The organism is Parerythrobacter lacustris, from assembly GCF_024626475.1.
Taxonomy (GTDB): Bacteria; Pseudomonadota; Alphaproteobacteria; order Sphingomonadales; family Sphingomonadaceae; genus Parerythrobacter_A; species Parerythrobacter_A lacustris.
The window spans coordinates 261596-285342 of record NZ_JANKHH010000003.1 but is presented as its reverse complement, the minus strand read 5'-3'; the positions used below and the strand labels follow the sequence as shown (position 1 = coordinate 285342).

The 23747-nt window shown below is 63.7% G+C and carries 26 protein-coding genes and 1 other RNA gene; 15 read left to right on the top strand and 12 right to left on the bottom strand.

The features are described from left to right. Nucleotides 1-2 precede the first annotated feature (2 nt). From NSO95_RS04785 to NSO95_RS04775, 3 genes are all read left to right on the top strand, one after another. Entirely contained in the window at nt 3-1253 is a 1251-nt protein-coding gene (locus NSO95_RS04785; RefSeq protein WP_257595018.1) for an N-succinylarginine dihydrolase, read from the top strand. Nucleotides 1254-1375: 122 nt separating this feature from the next. Further along, the gene (locus tag NSO95_RS04780; RefSeq protein ID WP_257595017.1) at nt 1376-1621 is read left to right on the top strand and encodes a hypothetical protein; all 246 of its coding nucleotides are present in this window, start codon (nt 1376-1378) and stop codon (nt 1619-1621) included. A gap of 23 nt (nt 1622-1644) precedes the next feature. After that, nucleotides 1645-2043, top strand: coding sequence for a GxxExxY protein (locus NSO95_RS04775; protein WP_257595016.1), 399 nt, complete (start codon nt 1645-1647; stop codon nt 2041-2043). A gap of 92 nt (nt 2044-2135) precedes the next feature. Here NSO95_RS04775 and ssrA read toward each other — a convergent pair. From ssrA to mscL (NSO95_RS04755), 4 genes are all read right to left on the bottom strand, one after another. Beyond that, nucleotides 2136-2477: a transfer-messenger RNA gene (gene ssrA / locus NSO95_RS04770) on the bottom strand. 82 nt (nt 2478-2559) lie between these two features. Then, nucleotides 2560-2814 (bottom strand): hypothetical protein, encoded by a 255-nt coding sequence (locus NSO95_RS04765; RefSeq protein WP_257595015.1) that lies wholly within the window; start codon nt 2812-2814, stop codon nt 2560-2562. A gap of 90 nt (nt 2815-2904) precedes the next feature. Beyond that, nucleotides 2905-3342 (bottom strand): large conductance mechanosensitive channel protein MscL, encoded by a 438-nt coding sequence (gene mscL / locus NSO95_RS04760; protein WP_257595014.1) that lies wholly within the window; start codon nt 3340-3342, stop codon nt 2905-2907. A gap of 87 nt (nt 3343-3429) precedes the next feature. Then, nucleotides 3430-3912 carry a large conductance mechanosensitive channel protein MscL gene (mscL, locus tag NSO95_RS04755; RefSeq protein ID WP_257595013.1) on the bottom strand — a complete coding sequence of 161 codons (483 nt, stop codon included), beginning with the start codon at nt 3910-3912 and terminating at the stop codon, nt 3430-3432. 136 nt (nt 3913-4048) lie between these two features. Here mscL (NSO95_RS04755) and NSO95_RS04750 point away from each other — a divergent pair, with 136 nt between their 5' ends. The 6 genes from NSO95_RS04750 (at nt 4049) to NSO95_RS04725 (ending at nt 8261) form a co-directional block, all read left to right on the top strand. Beyond that, complete coding sequence (locus NSO95_RS04750) at nt 4049-4669, top strand: LemA family protein (protein WP_257595012.1); 621 nt, start codon at nt 4049-4051, stop codon at nt 4667-4669. Continuing rightward, the gene (locus NSO95_RS04745; protein WP_257595011.1) at nt 4666-5277 is read left to right on the top strand and encodes a TPM domain-containing protein; all 612 of its coding nucleotides are present in this window, start codon (nt 4666-4668) and stop codon (nt 5275-5277) included. The genes NSO95_RS04750 and NSO95_RS04745 overlap by 4 nt, the downstream gene beginning before the upstream one ends. Continuing rightward, nucleotides 5274-6116 (top strand): TPM domain-containing protein, encoded by an 843-nt coding sequence (locus NSO95_RS04740; RefSeq protein WP_257595010.1) that lies wholly within the window; start codon nt 5274-5276, stop codon nt 6114-6116. Before NSO95_RS04745 ends, NSO95_RS04740 begins: the two co-directional genes overlap by 4 nt. 1 nt (nt 6117) lies before the next feature. Further along, on the top strand, nt 6118-6795 hold the full coding sequence (locus NSO95_RS04735) for a TPM domain-containing protein (protein WP_257595009.1): 678 nt from the start codon (nt 6118-6120) through the stop codon (nt 6793-6795). A gap of 150 nt (nt 6796-6945) precedes the next feature. Beyond that, the gene (locus tag NSO95_RS04730; protein ID WP_257595008.1) at nt 6946-7482 is read left to right on the top strand and encodes an NUDIX hydrolase; all 537 of its coding nucleotides are present in this window, start codon (nt 6946-6948) and stop codon (nt 7480-7482) included. Next, a complete protein-coding gene (locus tag NSO95_RS04725) occupies nt 7479-8261 on the top strand; it encodes an SDR family oxidoreductase (RefSeq protein WP_257595007.1) in 783 nt (260 codons plus the stop codon). Before NSO95_RS04730 ends, NSO95_RS04725 begins: the two co-directional genes overlap by 4 nt. A gap of 90 nt (nt 8262-8351) precedes the next feature. On the opposite strand, the gene NSO95_RS04720 is transcribed toward NSO95_RS04725, so the two are convergent. Genes NSO95_RS04720 through NSO95_RS04710 form a run of 3 tightly spaced genes read right to left on the bottom strand, consistent with a single transcriptional unit; the run spans nt 8352 to nt 8872 of the window. After that, the gene (locus tag NSO95_RS04720) at nt 8352-8567 is read right to left on the bottom strand and encodes a PspC domain-containing protein (protein WP_257595006.1); all 216 of its coding nucleotides are present in this window, start codon (nt 8565-8567) and stop codon (nt 8352-8354) included. After that, nucleotides 8564-8695: a hypothetical protein gene (locus NSO95_RS04715; protein WP_257595005.1), complete on the bottom strand. Its 132-nt coding sequence runs from the start codon at nt 8693-8695 to the stop codon at nt 8564-8566. Before NSO95_RS04715 ends, NSO95_RS04720 begins: the two co-directional genes overlap by 4 nt. A gap of 39 nt (nt 8696-8734) precedes the next feature. Beyond that, nucleotides 8735-8872, bottom strand: coding sequence for a hypothetical protein (locus NSO95_RS04710; protein WP_257595004.1), 138 nt, complete (start codon nt 8870-8872; stop codon nt 8735-8737). A gap of 223 nt (nt 8873-9095) precedes the next feature. On the opposite strand from NSO95_RS04710, the gene recF reads away from it, so the two are divergent. Further along, nucleotides 9096-10181 (top strand): DNA replication/repair protein RecF, encoded by a 1086-nt coding sequence (gene recF / locus NSO95_RS04705; protein WP_257595363.1) that lies wholly within the window; start codon nt 9096-9098, stop codon nt 10179-10181. Nucleotides 10182-10254: 73 nt separating this feature from the next. Here recF and NSO95_RS04700 read toward each other — a convergent pair whose 3' ends face one another. Next, nucleotides 10255-10944, bottom strand: coding sequence for an arylesterase (locus NSO95_RS04700; protein ID WP_257595003.1), 690 nt, complete (start codon nt 10942-10944; stop codon nt 10255-10257). A 47-nt stretch (nt 10945-10991) separates the two neighbouring features. On the opposite strand from NSO95_RS04700, the gene NSO95_RS04695 reads away from it, so the two are divergent. Then, nucleotides 10992-11690, top strand: coding sequence for an ABC transporter ATP-binding protein (locus NSO95_RS04695; RefSeq protein ID WP_257595002.1), 699 nt, complete (start codon nt 10992-10994; stop codon nt 11688-11690). A 243-nt stretch (nt 11691-11933) separates the two neighbouring features. After that, nucleotides 11934-14441, top strand: a complete 2508-nt coding sequence (locus NSO95_RS04690) for an ABC transporter permease (RefSeq protein WP_257595001.1) — start codon at nt 11934-11936, stop codon at nt 14439-14441. A 22-nt stretch (nt 14442-14463) separates the two neighbouring features. Here NSO95_RS04690 and NSO95_RS04685 read toward each other — a convergent pair whose 3' ends face one another. The 4 genes from NSO95_RS04685 to NSO95_RS04670 all read right to left on the bottom strand — a co-directional run bounded on the left by NSO95_RS04685 (nt 14464) and on the right by NSO95_RS04670 (nt 18648). Further along, a complete protein-coding gene (locus NSO95_RS04685) occupies nt 14464-14913 on the bottom strand; it encodes a DUF805 domain-containing protein (protein WP_257594999.1) in 450 nt (149 codons plus the stop codon). 6 nt (nt 14914-14919) lie between these two features. Continuing rightward, complete coding sequence (locus tag NSO95_RS04680) at nt 14920-15354, bottom strand: DUF805 domain-containing protein (RefSeq protein ID WP_257594998.1); 435 nt, start codon at nt 15352-15354, stop codon at nt 14920-14922. A 122-nt stretch (nt 15355-15476) separates the two neighbouring features. Then, nucleotides 15477-15944 (bottom strand): RDD family protein, encoded by a 468-nt coding sequence (locus NSO95_RS04675; protein ID WP_257594997.1) that lies wholly within the window; start codon nt 15942-15944, stop codon nt 15477-15479. A gap of 115 nt (nt 15945-16059) precedes the next feature. Beyond that, nucleotides 16060-18648: a TonB-dependent receptor gene (locus tag NSO95_RS04670; RefSeq protein WP_257594995.1), complete on the bottom strand. Its 2589-nt coding sequence runs from the start codon at nt 18646-18648 to the stop codon at nt 16060-16062. Nucleotides 18649-18890: 242 nt separating this feature from the next. Here NSO95_RS04670 and typA point away from each other — a divergent pair, with 242 nt between their 5' ends. The 3 genes from typA to NSO95_RS04655 all read left to right on the top strand — a co-directional run bounded on the left by typA (nt 18891) and on the right by NSO95_RS04655 (nt 23715). Then, nucleotides 18891-20717, top strand: coding sequence for a translational GTPase TypA (typA, locus tag NSO95_RS04665; protein ID WP_257594994.1), 1827 nt, complete (start codon nt 18891-18893; stop codon nt 20715-20717). A gap of 96 nt (nt 20718-20813) precedes the next feature. Next, entirely contained in the window at nt 20814-22613 is a 1800-nt protein-coding gene (locus tag NSO95_RS04660; RefSeq protein ID WP_257594993.1) for a tetratricopeptide repeat protein, read from the top strand. Between the two features lie 103 nt (nt 22614-22716). Beyond that, on the top strand, nt 22717-23715 hold the full coding sequence (locus NSO95_RS04655) for a DUF4424 family protein (RefSeq protein WP_257594992.1): 999 nt from the start codon (nt 22717-22719) through the stop codon (nt 23713-23715). The last annotated feature ends 32 nt before the right edge of the window (nt 23716-23747 follow it).

Below are 23747 nucleotides of genomic sequence, written 5' to 3'. Positions count from 1 at the left end.
ACATGCCACTGCAAGAAATCAATTTCGACGGCATCGTCGGCCCGTCGCACAATTACGCGGGTCTCAGCCTCGGCAATATCGCCAGCGCGAGCCACAAGGGCGACCCGTCTTATCCGCGCGCGGCGGCACTGCAGGGTGTGGCCAAGATGCGCGGCAACATGGCACGTGGGCTGGCGCAAGGGTTTTTCCTGCCGTTGCCGCGCCCGTACGATGAAACCTTGCGCCGCCTAGCGGTTGATCCGGCCACAGACCGAGCCTTGCTCGCCGCGGCATGGTCGGCCAGTTCGATGTGGACCGCCAATGCCGCGACGGTCAGCCCCGCGCCCGATACCGCTGACGGCAAATGCCACCTGACCCCTGCGAACCTCGTAACCATGGTCCATCGGGCGCAGGAATGGCGCGACACCAAGGCGCAGCTCGACATCGCTTTCGGCGACCGTGAGCACTTCACTGTACACGAAGCCGTGCCGCCGAGCTTCGGCGACGAGGGTGCGGCCAACCACATGCGCTTTTGCGAAGGGCATGGCGCGCCGGGGGTCGAGGTGTTCGTCTATGGCCGACCGGGAGGCAAATTCCCCGCCCGCCAGCACGAACAGGCCAGCCGCGCGGTCGCCCGGCTCCACGGGCTCGACCCGGCACGCACGATATTCATCGAGCAGAACCCCGCCGCGATCGAAGCCGGCGCGTTTCACAACGATGTTGTCGCGGTCGCCAACGAGCGAGTGCTGTTTGCACATGAAGAGGCGTTTGCCGACCGCGATGCAGCGTATGAGGCGATCCGCACCGCCTTCCCCGCGCTGGAGGTGGTCGAAGTGTCGTCGAACTCGGTGAGCCTCGCCGAAGCGATCAAGACCTATCTGTTCAATGCCCAGCTCCTCACCCTGCCCTCAGGCGAGATGGCGCTGGTCGTGCCCGAGGAATGCCGCGAAAGCGCCAGTGTGTGGGCCTGGTGCGAATCAATGCTCGCCTCGAACGGGCCGATCCGGCAGGTGATACCGGTCGACGTGCGCCAGAGCATGGCGAACGGCGGTGGCCCTGCCTGCCTGCGGCTGCGCGTGGTGGCCGATCCGGCAACGGTCGACCCGCGCTTCATGCTGTCCGAAGCCAAGGCCGATCTGCTCGCGAAAGTCATCGGCGAGTGGTGGCCGGAGCAGGTCGACCCGTCGGATATCGGGGACCCCGCGCTCGCCGAAAGCGTTCGAACTGCACGTGGCAAACTGTTGGAATCTCTCGACCTCGCCGAACTCGGTTAACGCGCTCGACACGTCGTCGGAAGCGTTTACACTGCCCTCACCCGTTAACCACCGCATGCCGCGCGAACGCGTTGCTGGCACGGTGTTTGCGTTGTGAAATGTTAACGAGAGGCGAGGCGCGCATGTGGCAGAAGATCGGCAGGCTGTTCGTCATCAAGACGAGGGTTGAGGCCTTTCTGATCATCTACGCGCTGGCGCTCGGCGCTACCGCGCGCGGCTCGCAATATCTCGTCGACTATCCCGGCTGGGGCGGAAAGCTGCTGTTCCTCGCCACCACCGGCGCGGTATTCCTGGCAGGCGCGAAGATCCTCGATTGCCTGCGGTACGAGCGGGAGCGGGTTCAGGCGGCATCAAGCGCGGAAAGCTAACAATCTCACACGAAGACACGAAGATGTTGCGCGATGATGAACTGGAGCGCGTCGCTGCAATTGTCATAGATTGCGGATTTCACCTGCATCGAGACTTAGGTCCCGGTCTGCTGGAAAGCGCCTATGAGCAATTGATGTACACGGAGTTGGCTGCCCGCGGGCTATCGGTTGCGCGCCAAGTTCCGGTCACGCTCCGACATAGGAGCGTTGTCGTAGACAACGCATTCAAGATCGACTTGCTCGTCGAATCCAGATTGGTGGTGGAGCTCAAATCCGTCGAGCGGCTTACCGCCGTTCACGGCAAGCAGGTGCTGACCTATTTGCGCGTTATGCAGTTGCCGCTTGGACTGCTGATGAACTTTGGCGAAGCCACGCTAAAATCGGGCCTCCGGCGGATAGCAAATGACTACCACGCACATTGACGGAAACGCCGACATCTTCGTGTCTTCGTGTGAGTAAATATCGCAAGATTCGAAAGGTGGGGGTTTCTGTTGCTAGCTACCCCCGGAGCCCCGGAATCCGCTTCTGTTGCCCGGTGGGTCCAACCGCGCTTTAGCTTTGTAACTTCAGGGCGTTAGCCCGTCACATTACGCTGCGATTGCGAGTGCTTCGTTATCGTTGGCACTTGTGTGTTGTGAACAGTTTTACGGGTTACTCAGCCCGGGCGAAAACACACGTCTTTCAACACACGTCGATCCTGGTTCGGCCCCGTCATCGCGCCCCTGTGGGGTTCGGTGGTGGAGCCGCCGGGTACTGCCCCCGGGTCCGTTGCGTCTATTACACGAGGCCATTTATCGCCATATCCCGCCGAAACGGGCAGCACCGATATAGGCGCTTGCAGCTTAATGTGAAGTGAGCAGCGCAATGCGCGCGCAAAAGAAAAGGGGACGGACCCTTCGGTCCGCCCCCTCGCTTCCATTGCGCCGGGCGCAAGGGAATTACATGCCAGTGACACCCTCTTCGGCGTCGGCCTTGTCTTCGAGCGCATCGGCCTGGGCTTCTTGCACATCCTGCTTTTCTTCGAGCATTTCTTCCTGTGCCTCGGTCGGGGCTTCTTCTGCCATTTCCTCGGTCATGTCGGCCTGCTCTTCCATAGCATCGGCCTGGGCTTCGGTTTCGGTTTCGGCACCCGGGCCGCAAGCCACGAGCGCGAGCGATGCAGCCGAAGCAGCGAGAATAGCGAGTTTACGCATGGTAGTACCTCTGATTTGAGTGGCCAGTCACATTTTCTGGACTGGCCAATCAAACCATGGCCTTTGTAAAGGTTCCCGAAAGTGTCGAAATTAAGGCTTCGCCCTCAGCGCATCGCGAATTTCGGTCAGCAGTTCGATCTCGCTCGGGCCTGCCGGGGCGGTATCCTCTTCCTTCTTGTGCAGCTGCGCGGTCACCTTGTTGGTATAGCGCACCAACAGGAAGATGATGAAGGCGAGGATCACGAAGTTGATCACTGTGGTGATCAGCGCGCCATAGCCGATCATCGCCGCGCCCGCTTCCTTGAGCGCGGCGTAGTCGGTGGTCGAACCCTTGTAACCTTCGGGCACGCTCAGCAGGATGAAGTAGTTCGAGAAATCCGCCCCGCCAAAGATAAATCCGACAATCGGCATCACCACATCGCCGGTCAGCGACGCGACGATGGTGCCGAACGCGCCCGCGATAATCACCGCGACCGCGAGTTCCATCACATTGCCCTTGGCAATAAACTCTTTGAATTCCGCGAACATCCCATTTCTCCCCGATGCAATCGATTGAACCGGCCTTCTGGCATCATGACGCCAGCCTGCCAAGACAGATATTGCAAGGGGACGGGTTCAACTCGCCTGTGCCGCGCGCAGCTCTTTCAGTTCCGCGCGGATATCGCGCAGAACATCGAGTTGCGGATCGACCGGCGTATCGCTGCCGTCCACATTTCCGGCGGCCTCCTTTTCGTCGCGCTCGATCGCGTCGAGCGCGCGGTTGACCGCCTTGACCAGCAGGAACAGCGCGAAGGCGAGGATCAGGAAATTGACCACCTGGGTCAGCAGGTCGCCATAGCCGATCATCGCCACGCCCGCCTCCTTCAGCTCGACGTAGCTGGTGCGCGATCCATCGTAGCTTGCGGGGATTGGCCCCAGTCGGATGAACCAGTTCGAGAAGTCGACCGAGCCGAACAGCCAGCCGATCGTGGGCATGATGACGCTTTCTGTCAGCGCCGTGGTGATCTTGCCGAAGGATGCCCCGATCACCACCCCCACCGCCAGTTGCAGCACATTGCCGCGTGCGATGAACTTCTTGAACTCGTCGAAAAATGCCACGTATCAGCCTCCGTCAGTTTTGCGAGGCAACGACCGCATTCCGCGCAGGTTCCTTGAAATGCAGCACCGGTGTGCTATTTCGCTAAGACAGATGAGGCACGTCGCCGATGGCGTGCATTCAAGGGGAGTTCCGCTGATGAATTTGCAGACGTTTCGCCGCTTCGCGCTGGTCGCGCTGGCATCGATCGGGCTCGCCGCCTGCGGGATCAACTCGGTCCCGACCAAGGAAGAGGCGGCCAAGGCGCAGTGGGGCAATGTCGAAAGCGCACTGCAGCGCCGGTCCGACCTCATCCCGGATCTGGTGGCAACGGTGCAAGCAGCCGCGATTTCCGAAGGGAACATCCTCCAGGGCGTGATCGACGCCCGCGCCCGCGCAACCGCAATCAACATCACCACCGACGATCTGTCGAACCCGGAAGAGTTCAAGAAATTCAACGAGGCGCAGAACCAGCTCACGCAGGCGCTGGGCCAGCTGCGCACAGTGGTAGAGAACTATCCGCAGCTGCAGAGCCAGGGCCGCTTCGCCGACCTGATGGTTGCGCTGGACGAAGCGAACAACCTGATCAACACCGAACGGGTGCGCTACAACGAGAAGGCACAGGACTATAACACCGAGATCCGTACCTTCCCCTCCAGCATCGGCGCAAACATCATCCACGGTGCCGAACGGCTGGAATATTTCGACGCGCCGAAGGAAGCCGAGGCCAATCCGGGCGTGAACTTCGACCAGATCACCGGGGGCGACAAGGCCGAGTGACTTCGGGCTCGATCCGTGCTGGCAGACGCTGGCGGGCGGCTCTCGGCTGGCCCGCCGCGCTGCTCCTGCTGGCGAATCCGTTAGCTGGATGCTCGGCGCAGGACACCGCCGAAGCGCAAGACGAAACTCCGGCGCAGGACGAGATGGCCCGACCGTCCGGCCCGGTTTCGGACCGTGCGGATATCCTCCCCGAAGCCGTCGAAGCGACGCTCGATGCGAAGCTGCGCGGTTATGCCCACCGGTCCGGCAACGCCATCGTGGTCGCCTCGGTGCCGTCGCTGGAGGGGCGACCGATCGAGAACGTTGCCCTCGACACCTTCAATACCTGGGGCATCGGCGGCCGCAAGACCAATCGCGGGCTGTTGGTGCTGGTCGCACCCAATGACCGGCAGATGCGGATCGAGGTCGGCTGCGGGCTCGAGAAGCCGATCAGCTACGATGTGGCGAAGCAGATTATCGAGCAGCAGATGGTCCCGCCCTTCCGCAGCGGCGATTTCCCCGGCGGTATCGATAGCGGGGTCGACGCCCTGATTGCGCGGCTCGACAGCGCGAAGGAATTCGGCGCCACAAGCGAGGCGTGCCTGAAGATCATGAAGGAAGCTGCATGAACCGTCTGGCGAACCTGTGGGCGCTGGTGACTCTATGCTTTGGGCTGGTGGCGTTGCCGGCGACTGCAGCCGAGTACCCCCCCGTCCCCGACGGACCGGTCTACGACGGGGCCGACATCATCTCGCCCGATGTCGAGGCCGCGCTCGATGCGCGGCTGCGCGAATACAACGCCCGCACCGGGCGAGCGGTGATCGTGGCGACGGTGCCCGATCTCGGCGGCGAGTCGATCGAGCGCTACGCCACCACGTTATTCACCAACGAATGGGGCATCGGCGGAGCCGAGCGCGACCAAGGGCTGCTGTTGCTGGTCGCGCGCGACGACCGCAAGATGCGGATCGAGGTCGGTTACGGCCTCCACCCCTATTTCGGCGGGATCATGGCGGGCCGCGTGATCCGCGACGTCATCACCCCGCAGTTCAAGGCGGGCGATTTCGACGCAGGGATCACCCAGGGGGTCGATGCGATCATCACCCATCTCGACAAATCGCCCGAGGACGCGATCGCGATCGAGGAAGCCGCACAGGCGGCCGAAGCGCAGGAATCGAGCGGCGGCGGTTTCCCGATCGGCGCGATCTTCTGGTTCGGTTTCCTGTTCTTCTTCTTCATCCTGCCGATGTTCCGCCGGGGCAAGCGCAGCCGGCGCTATCGCGGCAGCGGGCTCGGCAGCGCGGTGGGCGACATCCTGCTGTGGGAAGCGGGCAAGGCAGTCGCCCGCGGGATCAGTAGCGGCGGCAGCGGCTGGGGCGGCGGCGGGGGCTTCTCCGGCGGAGGCGGCGGAGGCTTCGGCGGGTTTGGCGGCGGATCGTCGGGTGGCGGCGGTGCGAGCGGAGGCTGGTAGGATGGCAGGCACTCTCGGAGAAGAAGGCCAGGAAATCGTAACCCGCGCGGTGCGCGAGGCGGAGGCGCATACCTCGGGCGAGATCGTCACAGTGCTGGCCCAACGGTCCGACGGATATTCGGACATCGTGCTCGCGTGGTGCGCGCTGGCGGCGTTTACGGCGATGAGCGCATTTGCGGTGTGGCCCGATGCCTTCCTGTCGCTGGCCGATCGGGTGGCGGGCGGATGGGGCACGCTATGGTCGAGCGGGGAAGTGATCACTCTGGTGCTCGCGCTGGGCGCGCTGGTGTTCGGCGCCACCTGGCTGGTCCTGCGCGGGGATGCGCTGCGCTTCATGCTCGTCCCCGGCCCGGTCAAGTCGATGCGCGTCCGTAGCCGCGCGGTGGCGCATTTCAAGGTCGGGGCCGAGCGCCGCACCCACGGGCGCACCGGAGTGCTGATCTACCTCTCGATGCGCGAACATCGCGCCGAGATCGTCGCCGACGATTCGATTGCGGAAAAGGTCCCGGCCGAAGTATGGGGCGAAGCCATGGCCGATATGCTGGTCGAGATCAAAAGCGGATATGTCGCTGGCGGGCTTGCCGCCGGCATCCGCGATGTCGGCAAAGTGCTGTCCGAGCACTTCCCCAAAGCCGAGGATGACACGAACGAGTTGCCCGACCGGCTGATCGAGGTCTAAGCACAGCTTACATACGGGGACCGTTGTCCGTCTCCCCTCCCCATGGGGATTGGTCGGGGGTGGGGGTTCGACGATTGCGAGGGGGCACAACCCCCACCCCACCCCCTCCCCCTTGGGAGGGGCTTTTTATCGACCTTGGAAAGGGCAGCCATGGAAGAACCCGAAGAGATCGTCTGGCAGGGCCGGTTCCTGACCGCCAAAAAACGCGGCCGGTGGGAGTATGCCTCCCGCGCACGCGGCATTCGCGCGGCGGTGATCATTGCGATCGACGATGAAGGCTGCGCAATTCTGGTCGAGCAATACCGCGTCCCGCTGGGCCGCATCTGCCTCGAACTCCCCGCCGGGCTGATCGGCGACGACGACGGGGCGGAGGACGAAAGCCCCGAGACCGCCGCCGTGCGCGAGCTGGAAGAGGAAACCGGCTTCACCGCCGCGCGGATGGAGAATCTCGGCGAGTTCTATTCCAGCCCGGGCATGGTGAGCGAGAGCTTCACCCTGCTGCGTGCATCGGGACTGACCAGGGTCGGCGAAGGCGGCGGGACCGAGAGCGAGGACATCACCGTACACCGCGTGAAGCTGGACCATCTGCCGCAATTCGTTGCAGCCTGGCGCGCGAGAGGCCATGCGGTCGACGTGCGTATAGCCATGCTGATGGCGGCGGGATTTATCGGAGAGGACGGGAAATGAGCGGAAGAGTTGCAGGCAAGCTGGCGCTGGTAACCGGCGCGGCGCAGGGTCTGGGCGCGGCGCATTCGACGCTGCTGGCGAAAGAAGGTGCGCGGGTGCTGTGCACCGATATCAACGCCAATGGAGCCGCCAACACCGCGCAGATCATCAACGAACGCTTCGGCGCAGGCACTGCCTATTCGATCGAGCACGATGTCACCAATGCCAGCGACTGGGAGAAAGCCGTCGATGCCGCGCGCGAGAAGCTCGGCGGGCTTAATGTGCTGGTCAACAACGCCGGGATGGGCGTCGCGGGCAATATCGAGACCTGCAAGTTCGAGGACTGGAAGCGCTGCTTCGCGGTGAATGTCGATTCGATCTTCCACGGTTGCCAGAAGGCGCTGCCGTTGATGCGCGAACACGCGCCGGGGTCGATCATCAACATTTCCAGCATCGCCGGCCTGATCGCAAGCGACACCATGCCGGCCTACAATTCATCCAAGGCGGCGGTGTGGATGCTCAGCAAGTCGATCGCGCTGCACTGCGCGAAGAACAATATGCAGATCCGCTGCAACTCGATCCATCCGACCTTCGTCGACACCCCGATCCTCGACGGGACTGCACGTCATCACAATATCGACAAGGGGGTGCTGATGGAAAAGCTGGCGCGGCAGATCCCGCTCAAATTCGTCGGCGAGCCGAACGATATCGCCAATGCGGTGGTCTATCTCGCAAGCGACGAGAGCCGCTTCATGACCGGGGCCGAGATCAAGCTCGACGGCGGAATTTCGGCGATGTGAAAAAAAGGAGGGACCTTGCGGCCCCTCCCGGTTTTCATCGATGGTGGCACGGCCGGCCCGAAAACCGGGACGGATGTCGCGAGGCCGTGCTCAGTCGGCGATCAGGCCGATCGCGGCATAGACGATGGCGGCGGTGCCGACGCTGACCAGCGCGCCGATCACGAAGCCGATACGGACCCACATCGGGTCGATCCCGGCATAGTTGGCGATACCGCCGCACACGCCCCAGATCTTGCCATTCGAACGGTCGAGGCGGAACCCCTGGCTGGGGACGCCGACGGCGGGCTTGCGATCGAGGTGGTTCATGCGAGTGCTCCCGGCAGGATCATGCCTTGGTTGGCAGGTGCGATGGCCACGGCGAGCAGCATCGCGGTGACGGCGATCGAGGCAACGGCGGCAACCAGGTGCGTGCCGATTTTCTCGAAGGTGATCATGGTATTGGTATCCTTCAAAAGTTTGTTTTCGTGGATGGCTCAGGCGAGCATGGTGGTGGCGGGGAGGAGTGCGCCCTGGTTGGCCGGCATGATCGCGGTGGCGAACACGAGAAGCGTGAGGGCGAACGAACCGGCAGCGGCGAAAAGCTTGCTGCTGAAACCTTCGGGACTGAACATTGGAGAACCTTTCTTTTGCATCCTCAGGACCATTCCTGCGGATGTGGACTACGTTGCATGGGGTGTGCCAGTTTCGAAAAATGGCGGAAATCTGCCGTTTTTGCCCGTATTCGCGGTGTCGCTATGATGAACGAATGCTGACAATTGGGATTTTTCGCCAACTGTTGGAACCCGCCTTTCGGCTGGCGTGTCGAAAGCCGCGCAGCTAGGGCTGCAGGCGCCCATGGCGCTCGACCGGATCACCCTTTCCCGCTTCCGCAACCACGCTGACACTGCGCTCGACGGCGCGCGCGGGTTCAACCTGCTCGTCGGTGAGAACGGCGCAGGCAAGACCAATGTGCTCGAGGCGATTTCGCTGCTCGCGCCCGGACGCGGACTGCGCCGGGCGGCCTTGCCGGAGATGGCGTCCGATCAAGGGCAAGGCGGCTTTGCAGTCGGGGCGTCGCTCGCGCAGCACGATGGCGGCGAGCCGGTGCGGCTGGGCACCTACACCGAAGCGCAAGCCCCCTCGCGCCGCCGCGTGCGGGTGAACGGCAGCGAGGCAAGCGCGGTCTCGCTCGGCGAATGGCTGGCGATGGGCTGGCTGACCCCGGCGATGGACCGGCTGTTCATGGACAGCGCCGGAGCACGCCGCCGCTTCCTCGACCGGATGGCGCTGGCCTTCGACCCTTCTCACGCCCGCCACGCCACGCGGTATGAGAGCGCGCTACGCGAGCGCAACCGCCTGCTGGCGGACGAGCGCCCGCTCGACCCGGCATGGCTCGACGGGATCGAGGTGCAGCTGGCGGAGCATGGTGCGGCGCTGTCGCAGGGGCGCATCGCAACCCTCGGTGTCTTGTCGACGGCGCTGGAGATTTTGCCCGAAGAGCCCTTCGCGCGGCCCTTGCTCGATTACGATTCAGGCGGGCCGACCGATTGCGCCGATCTGGCCGCCGCCTTGCGCGACGGGCGCAAGCGCGAGCGTTCGGCAGGGCGCACGCTCACCGGCCCGCACCGCGCCGACCTTGCCGTCACGATGGCGGGGAAAGCCATGCCCGCCGCCAATTGCTCCACCGGCGAACAGAAGGCGATGCTGATCGCGATCGTGCTCGCCCATGCCGAACTTGCGGCGAAGGGCCGACCGGGCGTGCTGCTGCTCGACGAAGTGGCCGCCCATCTCGACCCGCTGCGCCGCGCCGCGTTGTTCGACCGGCTGCGGTCCAGCGGCGCACAGGTGTGGCTGACAGGCACCGAACTCGCCCCCTTCGCCGACATCCGCGAGGAAGCGGCGGTGTGGGAGGTAGCTTGCGGCGCGGTGACGAGAATGTGAGTCCCCGTGAAGGCGAGGACCTCAGGCGAGGTTGCGCCTGACCGACCGGGGCCCCCGCCTCCGCGGGGGCTCGCTATTCGGCTGCAGGCTCGGGCAGCGCCTCTGCCACCACATCCGCCGTTGCGCCAACGATGCGTTCGATACCGCTCGGCGTCGGGTGGATGCGGTCGCCCTGGAACAGCTCGGGCTCCTGATAGATTTCCTCAAGGAAGAAGGGATAGATCGCCGCGCCGTATTGCTTGGCCAGATCGCCGAAGATCGCGTCGAACTCGGCCTGAAATTCGCCCATGTTGGGCGGAGCGCGCATGCCCATGATCAGCACCGGGATTTCGCGGCGCTTGAGCTCATCGAGGATCGCCGCGAGATTGGCCCTGGTTTCCGCCGGTTTGAGCCCGCGCAGCAGGTCGTTGCCGCCCAGTTCGAGGATGAACAGGTCGGGCTTCTGCTCCAGCCCGTCGAGCGTGAAGCCGAGCCGTTGCAGCCCCGCCGCGGTGGTGTCGCCCGAAACCCCGGCATTGGTCACCCGCGCATTGATCCCGCGGGCGCGCAGCGCCGCCTCCAGCTTCGCCGGGTAGCTGTCCGCCTTGTCGACATTGTAGCCTGCAAACAGGCTGTCGCCGAAGGCGAGGATGCGGCGTTCCGGCCCCATCACCGGCTGCTCGGTCCGGACATCGGCGGCGGAGTCCTCCCTCGGCACAGGCGCTTCGGCCCCGCAGGCGGCGAGCAGCAGGACGGGAATGATCGACAAAAGGCGCTGGTGCATCGGCGAGCCTCCTTGCTCGTGCCCTCCACCTATGCAATCGGCGTAGCGTGACAAGTCCAAATCAGGCCGCACCGGCCATCTCCGCCCGAAATCTCACCCTCACGCTCGGTCAGGATGCCGCGCCGGTCGAGATCCTGCGCGGGATCGACCTCGACGTGGCAGAAGGCGAGGTGCTGGCGCTGCTCGGCCCCTCGGGATCGGGCAAGAGCTCGCTGATGGCGGTTCTCTCGGGTCTCGAACGCGCCACCGGCGGGACGCTGAGCGTCGCGGGGCAGGATTTCGCCGCGATGGACGAGGACGGGCTGGCGCTCGCGCGGCGCGGGCGGATCGGGATCGTGCTGCAGGCGTTCCACCTGCTGCCGACGATGACCGCGCTGGAGAACGTCGCCACACCGATGGAGCTGGCCGGCGACGGCGATGCGCGGGTCCGCGCCAGAGCGGAACTTGAGGCGGTCGGGCTCGGCCACCGGCTCGACCACTATCCGACCCAGCTGTCGGGCGGCGAGCAGCAGCGCGTTGCCATCGCCCGCGCCATCGCCGCGCGCCCGACGCTGATCTTCGCCGACGAGCCGACCGGCAATCTCGACGTCGCCACCGGGCACGACATCATCGAACTGCTGTTCGCCCGCCGCCGCGAAACCGGCGCGACACTGGTGGTGATCACCCACGATACCGAACTCGCCGCACGCTGCGACCGCGTGGTGACCATCGCCGATGGCCGTATCGCGAGCGACACCCGTGGGTAGTGTTGGAACACGCGGAGACGCGGAGACGCGGAGGATTTTCGGGCGCTCACAGAGGCACGGAAGCACAGAGGTGTGCGGCTCTTCCCGCGAAGCGCCACACCATTGCAAAGGGTCATCCGCGAAGCCAGATTTTGATTATGAAAGCGGCTTCGCCGCTGAAGCTACATCTCTGTGCCTCTGTGCCTCTGTGAGCGCAAAGCACTTCACCCTCCGCGTCTCCGCGTCTCCGCGTGAGATACACACATGAGCTGGTCCACCGCCTGGGCCATCGCTCGGCGCGATCTCAATGCGCGGTTCAAGGGGCTGCGGCTGCTGCTGGTGTGCCTGTTTCTCGGCACCGGGGCGCTGGCGGCGATCGGCACACTGACCGCCGCGATCGAGCGCGAGATATCGAGCCGCGGACAGGACCTGCTCGGCGGCGATCTCGAGATCGAGGTTTGGCAACGCGATCTCAACGCGGACGAAAAGGCCGCGCTCTCCCGGTACGGCGAGATTTCCGGCGGCACCCGTTTGCAGGCAATGGCCAGCGCGGGCGAAAATGCCGCGCCGGTTGGACTGAAAGCGATCGACGGCGCCTATCCGCTTTACGGCGCTCTGACGCTGAAAGACGGGCGGGAGGTCGGCGCACCCAAGGCGGACGAAGCGTGGCTCGACCAGGGCGCGATCGACCGGCTGGGCATCGAAATCGGTGACAGTTTCCGTATCGGCTCGCAGCAGCTGCGCGCCGCAGGCGTCATCGCGACCGAGCCGGACAAGCTGAGCGAGGGCTTTTCGCTCGGCCCGACGGTGCTGGTGGCGCAGGATTTCCCGCAAGCTGCCGGGCTCGTCGCCCCCGGTTCGATGTACCAGAGCAAGTACCGCGTCGCCTTCACCCCGCAGCGCGATCCCGAAGCGGTGCAGGAGCTGCTGAGTGAGGAGTTCCCCAATGCCGGGTTCGACTTCCGCACCCGCGACCGCGCCTCGCCCGGAGCGGACCGCTTCGTCGGGCGGATGGGTGAATTCCTGACGCTGGTCGGGCTCGCCGCGCTGGTGATCGCCGGGATCGGCATCGGCGGCGGGGTCGCCTCCTATCTCGAAGCGCGGCGGACCAGCATCGCGACGCTCAAGGTGCTCGGCGCTACCAGCCGCGACATCGCGCGCATCTATGGCCTGCAGATCGGCGCGGCGGCACTGGCGGGGAGCGTTCTCGGCATCGTTGCAGGGGTGCTGGTCACCCCGCTGCTCGGCATGGCACTCGACGGGCTGCTGCCGGTCGAGACGGGCTTCGTGTTCGAGCCTTCGGCGCTGCTGCTCGCGGCGGGATACGGCCTGCTGGTGGCGCTGGTGTTCGCCGCGACCCCGATCCTGCGCGCGCGGCGCTTCCCCGCGATGGCGCTGATGCGCGCGCGGGTGGTGCCGCTGGCGCGCGACCGGCAGGCGCTGATGTGGGTGATCGGCGGGCTGCTCGGCATCGTCGCGCTTGCATTGCTGACAGCGCGGAATCCCTTGTTGTCGGGCGGGTTCCTCGCCGGGGCGGCGGTCATGCTGTTGCTGCTCGCCTTGCTCGGCTGGGGGATCCGCAAGGCCGCGGGCGCGTTGCCCAGCCCGCGCAATCCGCTGGTGCGCAACGCGCTGGCAAACCTTCACCGGCCCGGCGCATCGACCGGCGCGCTGGTCACCGCGCTCGGCTTCGGCCTCTCGGCCTTCGTACTACTCGCCGCGATCCAGACCAGCATCGCGGGCAATATCGACAGCCGGGTCCCCCGCGAGGCGCCCGACTATTTCGTGCTCGACGTCCCGCGCGACCGGCTCACGGAATTTGAAGCCGTCGTGGCGGAACAGGACAAAGATGCCTTCGTCCGCGCGGTCCCCGCGCTGCGCGGGGCGATCCTCGCCTACGGCCCGGAGGGCAAACAGACCCGCGTTGCGGATCTGGAGGAAATCCCCGAGGATGCCTGGCCGCTGCGCGGCGAGCGCGGGCTGACCTATTCCGCCGAGGTTCCGCTGGGCAACACCATCCTCGAAGGCGAGTGGTGGAGCGCGGACTACGATGGCGAGCCACTGGTTTCGGTCGACGAGGAATTCGCCCGCGCGATCGACCTCAAGATCGGAGACACGCTGACCATCGGCCTGCTCGGCGTCGAGCGCACCGCCAAGGTGGCCAATTTCCGCCGCATCGACTGGGAAAGCATGGGGTTCAACTATGTGCTGGTGTTCAGCCCCAACGCCATCTCCGACGCGCCGCACAATTTCGCCGCGACGATCGACCTCAAAGGCGATCAGCCGACCGGGCCATTGCTGCGCGGGCTGGTGAATACCTTCCCTTCCAGCTCGGTGATCGAGGTGGGAGACGTGCTGCAGCAGGCGCGCACGATCCTCGGCCAGGTGGGCCTCGCGACCTTTGCCGCTGCCTCGGTCGCGGTGCTGGCAGGGCTGGCGGTCCTGATCGGCGCGATCGCCGCCGCGCGAGCCGCTCGAACCTACGACACGGTCGTCTTCCGCGTGCTCGGGGCGAGCAGGCGGCAGGTGCTGGCAATGCAGCTGGCCGAATACGGGCTGCTCGCGCTGGTGTTGGCGGGTGTGGCGCTGGGGCTCGGCACCGGGCTCGGCTGGCTGGTGATCACCCAGCTGTTCGAATTCGACTGGCTGCCCGACTGGGGGGCGATCCTCGGCGTGCTGGGCCTTGGCCTCGCCTTCGTTCTCACCTTCGCGCTGGCTGGCTCTCTTCCCTTGCTACGGGCGAAACCGGCGCAGGCGCTGAGGGAACTCTAAGGCCCCAGCCGCCCCGCCCCGCTCAGGCGAAAATCTGGCCGACGTCGACGTCGTAGACCGGCGGACCATAGCGGTTGGGCATGTTCTTGCCCGGCAGCGCCATCACCACGAGATAGGCGATCCAGGCGAGGAAGCTGAAGAACAGCATCCCGCCATAGACCAGCCAAAGGAAATGGCCCGACACGCCGAGATCGTGAAACCGCCGCGCGCTCAGCGCCAGACCGGGCATGAAATTGCCGAGGAAGAACAAGGAAACGCCCAAACCTCCGACCCAGCCCCCGGCTTGCGGCGCCCCACCTTCGGCAATCGCTACCCCGAGCAGCGGAATGAGGATCATCCCCAGCGCGAGGAACAGGCTGTACCACCAGAACTCGCGCCGCCCGGAGCGTCCGCGGAACTGGGCATACCGCTTCAGCGGCAGGAACATCCAGCCGATGGCATTGCTGTCCTCGGGCAGCTGGACCCTATTCATTTCGGCTCAGTCGAACACCGATGCCGCGTTCGGGTCTTTCGGGTCTTCGCCATACTGGTTCGGCCCGGTCGTGCCGGGAAGGAACATCAGGACCAGCAGAATGAGCCCGCCGATATAGGGAATGAAGGAGAGCAGGTAGAGCCAGCCGCTTTTGTCCTGATCGTGCAAGCGCCGCACCGCGACGGCGATCGACGGGACGATCGAGCCGAGAACGAATACCGTCAGCAAGCCGACCGTCAGCCAGAACAGGACACCCGGGTCCTGATCGCCGGTCACCGCGCCGAATTCGTCCACCTCGGGCCGGGGGATCCCGGCAATCATCAGCCCGGCCAGAATGGCCGCGACGATCAGGTAGAACAGGGAGAACATCCAGTATTCCATCCGCCGCGAGCGACCCTCGAAGTCGGCGTAGCGCTTGTACGGCATGATCATCCATTCCATCGACAATCCCCTCAATCGGCATGCGGCGACAAACGGCCGTCCCCCGTTTCACTCAAACAAACGGGGTCCCCGCGCCTGCGAAGACCCCGCTTTTCCCGGCCTGCCGGGAGCGATCGTGCCCGTTAGTTGAACACGTTGGGATCGGTGGCGACCATGCCCGGTTGCCCCTTCAACACCAGCGTGCCGGCGATCATGTCGTGCAGCCCCTGCTTACGCTCGGTAAAGGCCACCATGATGAAGCCGATCAGCAGGATCAGGGCCGACAGGATCTTGCCGAAATAGCGGCCGATGGCGCGCCCGAGGCTGATCCGCTGGCCGTTGAGGTCGGTTACGACCAGGCCGAGAGCCTTCTTGCCCACGGTTGCCTGCCACGACGAGCTTTCCATCCCGGCGAAATAGGCGACGCCGATGGCGATGCTGATCATTTGAAGCACAGCGTTGCCCCCGCCTGTGGGATCGGAAATATCGGTCCCCGTACTGACCGCGCCGACACCGAAGATCATTCCGATTACGAACCCGACGATCCCCACGATGATCGCGTCGATGATATAGGCCACCACGCGCAGCCAGAACCCTGCATAATTTTCCATCTAGTCCTCCTTACCCCTCTAAGGCGGGACGACTTTAGCCTTACAGCGCACGAGCGCAAGAAAAAGGGGGCTCCTCCTGTGGAGGAACCCCCTTGGTGTTCCGAAAGGAAACGGATCAGAACTTGAAGCGGACGATCCCGCCATAGGTGCGCGGCTGGCTCGGATAGCCCGAAACCGTCCCCGCCTGCGCCACGCCGTCGAACACCGTGATGATGTACTGGTCGTCGAGCAGGTTGCGCGCATAGGCACCCACTTCAAGCCCGTTCTCCATCTTGAAGGTCATCGAGGCGTTCACGAGGTTCACCTCGCGGGTGAAGATCGGGTTGGAGCCGAAAGTCGGCAGGCCGTTGTTGATGTCGGTGTTGCTCTCGTGGCTGTAGTCGAGGCGCGTCACGAGCGAGTTGCCGCTCGACCCGAAATCATGCGTGTAGGTGGCGGAAGTGGCAAGGTTCCACTCCGGAATGCCGCCCGGACGCTGACCGGTGAGGTCGCCCACCGGGCTCGAGACGAAGCTGTCGAACACCGGGTCGAGATAGGTCGCAGCGAAGGTGAAATCGAGCCCGTCGGTCGGCGAGATCGTGCTGCTCAGCTCGAAGCCCTTGACCGACTGCTGACCGGCATTGTTGAGCTGGAAGCCCGTGCCGGTAAACAGGAAGCTCTGGAAGCCCTTGATCGTCTGGTCGAACAGCGCGAGATTCACGCTGAGGCCGTCCCACTGGCCCTTGAGGCCCAGTTCCCACACTTCCGCATCTTCCGGACCTGCAAAGCGCGAGCCGGTGGTCAGGTTGGCGACGCCGAGGCCCGCGTCGCGGATCGGCGACGACGGCGCGAGGATCGACGAATTCAGCGGCCCCGGAATATAGTCGCCGAATGCAGGGCGGCTGTCGCGGGACAGGTTGATCGAGCTCGCCTTGAAGCCGGTCGCATAGCTGAAGTAACCGTTGAGGTTGTCGTTGAACTGGTATGCGACCCGCAAGGTGTAGCTGAAATCGTTGTCATTCGTTTTGCCGTTCTCGACCGCGTTGGGCGTATTGAGGAACGGGGGCTGGAACTGGAACGGGCGGAGGCCCAACAGCTGATTGACCGCCGGGTTCTGCGCCCCTGCTGCGATCTGCGCGAAGATTGGCGCGGTCTGCGCCCCGGTCGCGAAGCTGTTGATGACGGTCGGAGTGACCTGGCTGGCCGGGATTTGCAGCGCCTGCGCGATCCCGCCGACGATGAAGGCATCGACCAGGTTGATGTTGGCCAGCTCGTCGAAGGCCTGCCCGCTCAGCGCGAAGTCCTTCTTGTCGTCGGTGTAGTTGAAGCCGGCGGTGAACACGAGCCCGTCGACCGGCTCGAAGTCGACCGTGCCGAAAATCGAGTACGACTGGTTGTCCAACGAGTAGGACTCAGCCGTCAGCGCACCGGTTGAGAAGATGCTGTTCTGCGGCAGACCGAGCGCCTGCTCGACGCCGTTGAACACCAGCGGATTGCCCGCTAGCAGCGAAAAGAACGGACGTGCAGCCGGGCCGGTGGTCAGCGCACTTTCCTGCGTCACCCTCTCGTCGAAATAGAACCCGCCGAGCAGGAAATTGATCGGACCGTCAAAGTCGGACGCGATGCGCACTTCCTGGGTAAAGGTTTCGACCTGCTGGTCACGCACTTCGCTGACGATGTCGGCACTGGTGAAATCGACGTCCTGATCGACGAAGTTCTTCAGTTCGCGATAGGAGGTGATCGAAGTCAGCGAGATCGCGCCCAATTCGAGATCGGCCTGGATCGAACCGCCGTAGTTCTGCACCTCGTTGACCGGCACCTTGTTGAGGAAGATGTCGTAGCTGAAGAAGTCGGTGCTCAGCGCGCCGCCCACACCGAACACCGCCGGCGCGGTTGGGCCGGCGACCTGCGTGCTGACAACGCAGCAGGCCTCGTCAATGTCCGAATAATCGGCGATCGCGCGGATGCGCAGCGTATCGGTCGGTTCGAACAACAGCTGGCCGCGCGCGGTCCAGCGGTTGCGGTCGTTGATGTCGCGATTGAGATTGACGATGGTGCCGTAACCGTCGCGCTTGTTGTAGCTGCCGTCGATCGCAAAGGCGATGGTGTCGGTGATCGGCCCGGTGACGTCGCCCTTGAAGCGGATGTCATTGAAATTGCCGTAGCCGGCCTCGACCGAGCCGCCGAAGTCGAACTGCGGCGCACGGGTGATGACCGAGATCACGCCTGCCGACGCGTTCTTGCCGAACAGGGTCGACTGCGGGCCGTTGAGCACTTCGATCCGCTGCACATTGGCGAGGTCGTTGAGCGACGAGGCCGAGCGCGAGCGGAACACGCCGTCGATGAACACACCGACCGACGGTTCGATGCCGAAGTTGTTGTCGCCGTTGCCGAAGCCGCGGATGATGAAGGTGGTGGAGGAGGAGTTCTGCAGCTGGCTGACACGCAGCGAAGGCGTCACGGTCTGCAGGTCGAGGATGTCGCGGATCTGCGCATTCTCGAGCGTTTCGGCGGACGTCACCGCAACCGAGATCGGGGTTTCCTGCAGCGTCTGTTCGCGCTTGGTGGCGGTGACGATGATGATGTCATCATCGAAAGCGGGCTCTTCCGCCGCGCCTTCATCCTGCGCGAAGGCCGCACCCGGCAGCGCAAGACCGAGGGCCGCAACACCGCTCAGCAGCGCGTAGCGGGGCGAACCGGCTTTACCGGAAACAGTAAATTTCATTGATGTTCGATCCTCTTCCTCAGCGGGCACCAGTTATAGGGAGGAGGTGGCGACCGCTTGCAGCGCGCATACGATTGCGCGGCGCTTCGCTCAAGCGAATTGCAACGCAAGATTCGCCGGATTCCCCGTATGTTGCCTTGGCGACACACCGCACGCCCTTGCCCCCGCACTCCCCCTCGGCTAAGGGCGCGCCCGATATTGCGGTGCACAATCGCCCGCCAAAAACCGAAAGCACACATCCGATGTCCGCAGACCTGCGCAACGTGGCGATCATCGCCCACGTCGACCATGGCAAGACCACGCTGGTCGACCAGCTTTTCCGCCAGTCCGGCACCTTCCGCGACAACCAGCGCGTGGAAGAGCGCGCGATGGATTCGAACGATCTGGAGAAGGAACGCGGGATCACGATTCTCGCGAAATGCACTTCGGTCGAGTGGGAAGGTCACCGGATCAACATCGTCGACACCCCCGGCCACGCCGATTTCGGCGCCGAGGTGGAGCGTATCCTCAGCATGGTCGACGGGGTGATCCTGCTGGTCGACAGTGCCGAGGGCGCGATGCCGCAGACCAAGTTCGTCACCGGCAAGGCGCTCGCGCTCGGCCTGCGGCCCATCGTGGTGGTCAACAAGATCGACCGGCCCGACGGGCGCGCGCAGGAAGTGCTCGACGAGGTGTTCGACCTTTTCGTCACCCTCGACGCGGATGACGATCAGCTCGACTTCCCCGTGCTCTACGCCTCGGGCCGCGAAGGCTATGCGGGCGAGGAAGACAGCGTGCGCAGCGGCGACCTCAACCCGTTGTTCCAGCGCATCGTCGACCACGTCCCCGCCCCCGGCCTCGACGCGAGCGGCAAGTTCAGCTTCCTCGCCACCCTGCTCGACCGCGACAATTTCATGGGCCGCGTGCTCACCGGCCGGGTCCAGTCGGGCACGATCAGGATCAACGATCCGATCCACGCAATCGACATGGACGGCAAGGTGATCGAGACCGGCCGCGCGACCAAGCTGATGAGCTTCCGCGGGCTCGAACGCGTGCCGGTCGAGAGCGCGCAGGCGGGCGACATCATCGCCATGGCGGGCCTCGAGAAGGCGACCGTGTCCAACACGCTGGCCGATCCTTCGGTCACCGAACCGATCGCCGCGCAGCCGATCGACCCGCCGACGCTGGCGATGCGCTTCAGCGTCAACGACAGCCCGCTCGCCGGTCGCGAGGGGACCAAGGTCACCAGCCGCCTGATCCGCGACCGCCTGCTGCGCGAAGCCGAAACCAACGTCGCGATCCGTATCACCGAAAGCGCGGACAAGGACGCGTTCGAAGTCGCCGGGCGCGGCGAACTCCAGCTCGGCGTGCTGATCGAGACCATGCGCCGCGAGGGCTTCGAGCTCGGCATCAGCCGCCCGCGCGTGCTCTATCGCGAAGACGAGAACGGCCAGCGCACCGAGCCGTATGAGACCGTGGTGATCGACGTCGACGACGAACACTCGGGCACGGTGGTCGAGAAGATGCAGCGCCGCAAGGCCGAGCTGACCGAAATGCGCCCCAGCGGCATGGGCAAGACCCGCATCACCTTCAGCGCGCCCAGCCGCGGGCTGATCGGCTATCACGGCGAATTCCTGTCCGACACGCGCGGCACCGGGATCATGAACCGCCTGTTCGAGAAATACGGCCCCTACAAGGGACCGATCGACGGACGCGGCAACGGCGTGCTGATTTCCAACGCCAACGGCGAGGCGACGTCCTACGCGCTGTTCGCGCTGGAGGATCGCGGCGAGCTGTTCATCGGCGGCGGGGCGAAGATCTACGAAGGCATGATCATCGGCGAAAACGCCAAGCCCGAAGATCTCGAGGTCAATCCGCTCAAGTCCAAGCAGCTGACCAACTTCCGCTCCACCGGCAAGGACGACGCGATCCGCCTCACCCCGCCGCGGATCATGACGCTCGAACAGGCGATCGCCTATATCGACGACGACGAGATGGTCGAGGTAACTCCGGCAAGCATCCGCCTGCGCAAGGCGATCCTCGATCCGCACGAGCGGAAGAAGGCCAAGCGGAAGATGGAGACGGTTTAGGGGAAGCTATCCCGAATTGACTTGAAGCGATTGTGCATTCTTCCCATGTTACGGGCATAGGGGAGTACTCTCGAAATAAAGCTCATCCGATCATTTGTGATCAGCCTGCCATTGGCCGGTCTTGGTGGTCTCGCAACAGCGGCCCAGATCGCTTTGGCCGATCCTCCTGTAGCACCTCCCAATGATTTCGCGTGGTTTTGGACGGCACCCAATCCATGGCTGCTGGTGACCGCAGGCTTTTCCGGGCTTGGCGCTATCTCGGCGATTTACACATTTCTTCAGCCTACGTCCTACACGGCCAAAAAAGGGCAAAAGGATCGTGAACACCAGAACGACTCGTTCGGCGCTCTCGATCGAAGAATGAAAACGGGCATTGCAAGAATTGGCGAAGGCCAGACGCAGACCATTCAGGGGATCGCCGAACTTCATGCAAAGATTGACGCAATGGCCGCGCAAATCGGCGAGTCGAAACCTGATCAAGCGACAAGTTTCGCAGAAGCTGCGGGGAAGCTGGTTGATTCCGGCGACGAGGAAGACATCGAGCGCGCTCGTGCAATCGCTGAAGGGCGACCTGAGGATGCTGCTGATACACTAATGGCAGATGTCCACGCCGGGAAATCGCGCAATGCAGAACGCGCTCGGCAAGCCGCTCGGATCTATGCTCCATTTGCGCCAGGTAAGGCAAAAACTGCCTATGAAGAAGCTGTAGCCTTGGATCCTACTGACTTTTGGTCTTGGATCGAACTGGGTCGCATGCGCGCGCAATATGACGGAATTGCCTCAGCGCGCGCATGCTTTGCTGCCGGGCTCCAGCACGCGGCAGATGAGCGCGACGAAATGGTTTTGCATGTTGAATTTGGCAAGCTACTTCTGGCCGAAGGCCAACTCTACGACGCACGTAGTCATTACACAGCTTCGCTCACCATTGCCGAGCGGCGGGCTGCTGCTAGGCCAGACGAAATCGAAAGGCTGAGAGATTTATCAGTCAATTTTGACAAGCTCGGCGATATCGAAATATCGGGTGGCAATCTCGTCGATGCGCGGACTAGGTTTGAAGAAGCCCGTGCCATTGCTGGAATCCTTGTTGCCAAAGAGCCCAACAACCTTGAATGGATGCGCGACCTTCTTGTATGTTGCAACAAGTTAGGCAATGTTGATTTAGCTATTGGCGATCTCGATCAAGCGCGGGCGCGGTTCGAGGAAGGCTACGCCATTGTCGCGCAACTGAGTGACGTTGAGCCCGACACAGTTAAATTGAAACGCGATCTCTCGATCAGCTACAACAGGCTTGGTGATCTAGAGGTCGAGGCAGGCAATCTCGCGATGGCTCGAAGCCGGTTTGAAGAAAGTCAGGCCATCGTCGAGAGTCTAGTAGCTGCCGAGCCAGACAATGGTGAATGGCAACACGATCTTGCTGTCACCTTCGACAGGCTCGGAACTGTAGAACTCACGGCAGGTAATATCGACTCAGCCCGAGCCCATTTCAAAAAGAACCTTGCGATCTCAGAGTTCTTGGCGACGGCCGACTCCGACAACGCAGAATGGCAATGCGATCTTTCGGTCAGCTACAACAGGTTAGGCATCGTAGAATTTGCTTCTCGCGACCTTACTTTGGCTCAAACTCTTCTCGAGAAGAGCCATGCTATAGCCAAACGTATTGCCGCTGCCGAACCTGACCATGCCGGACGGCAGTACAATCTCTCTATTAGTAACGAGCGACTAGGAGCTGTCCAAGAGGCTAAGTACAATCCCGGCCTCGCGTTGGATCACTATCGAGCGGCGGAGAAGACCTTGGCCGCGCTTGCTAAGCGTTGGCCCGATGATCCCAAGTTCGCGCATGGTCTTGCGACAGTGCAAAACTCAATAATCCGAGTTTTATCGGGCCAGTCGCGCTAGCGTCAATGGGTGTGCAGGCCAAAAGTAGTGAGGGCCAAGATAGTGGTATAGCCAACCATCCATGACACTTGCGCCCCCCACCACCTGCGATAATCTCCGCAGCATGAGACTCGCTTCCACCCTCGCCGCCCTCGCCCTCCTCGCCGCCCCCGCGCTCGCCAACGACAGCGAAGCGGAGTGGGCGCTCGGGGGGCTGGTGCTCAAAACCAATGCCGCGATTTCGATGGACCGGGAGGAGCTGTTCATTTCGGCAGAGGAGGTGCGGGTCGACTACGTCTACACCAACCACTCGCCGGAAGATCGCGAGGTGCTGATCGCTTTCCCGCTCCCCGCGCAGCCCGATCCCGAGGCCTATGTCGACTGGTATGCGCACCCGGACTGGGACCAGCTCGATTTCACCACCACGGTGAACGGCCAGAAGGTCGATTACGAAGTGGCCGACCGCGCGATGATCGGCTCGCGCGATGTGACCGAGCTGGTCGCGGCGGAAGGTTTGCCGCTCCACTGGTTCCGCGAGTACGAGTTCATGGAGGGGCTGGGCGCCCGGCCCGATGCCGAGAAGGCGCGGCAGGTGGAGCTCGGCCTGTTCAGGAGCGTGCCGGAGGCGGACCGCTTCACGGTCGAGCCCGTCTGGCAGGTGCAGCGCAGCATCGTGCGGCGTCAGGTGTTCCCGGCCGGGGCCACCGTCAATGTCAGCCACCGTTACACCCCGCTGATCGGCGGCAGCGTGGGCGGGCTGCTCTATCCGCAGATGCGCAAGGACTATCCCGAGGGGGTGCAGGAATACGCCGACAAATGGTGCACCGACGCGAATTTCATCGCCGGGATCGACCGGCGGCTGGCCAACCCGCCTAAGGGCAAGGTGACCTATTACGGCGAGACCTGGATCGGCTATGTGCTCAGGAGCGGGGCCAACTGGGCGGGGCCGATCAAGGACTTCCGGCTGGTGGTCGACAAGGGCGAGCCGGGCAATCTGGTCAGTTTCTGCATGGACGGGGTGACAAAGATTTCTCCGACGCAGTTCGAGGTGCGCAAGAGAGATTTCGAACCTGAGCGCGATCTCGATATCCTGCTCGTCACCTTCTTCGAGGTGGACGAGTAGACCGGACAACGAAAAGGGCCGCCACCTCGCGG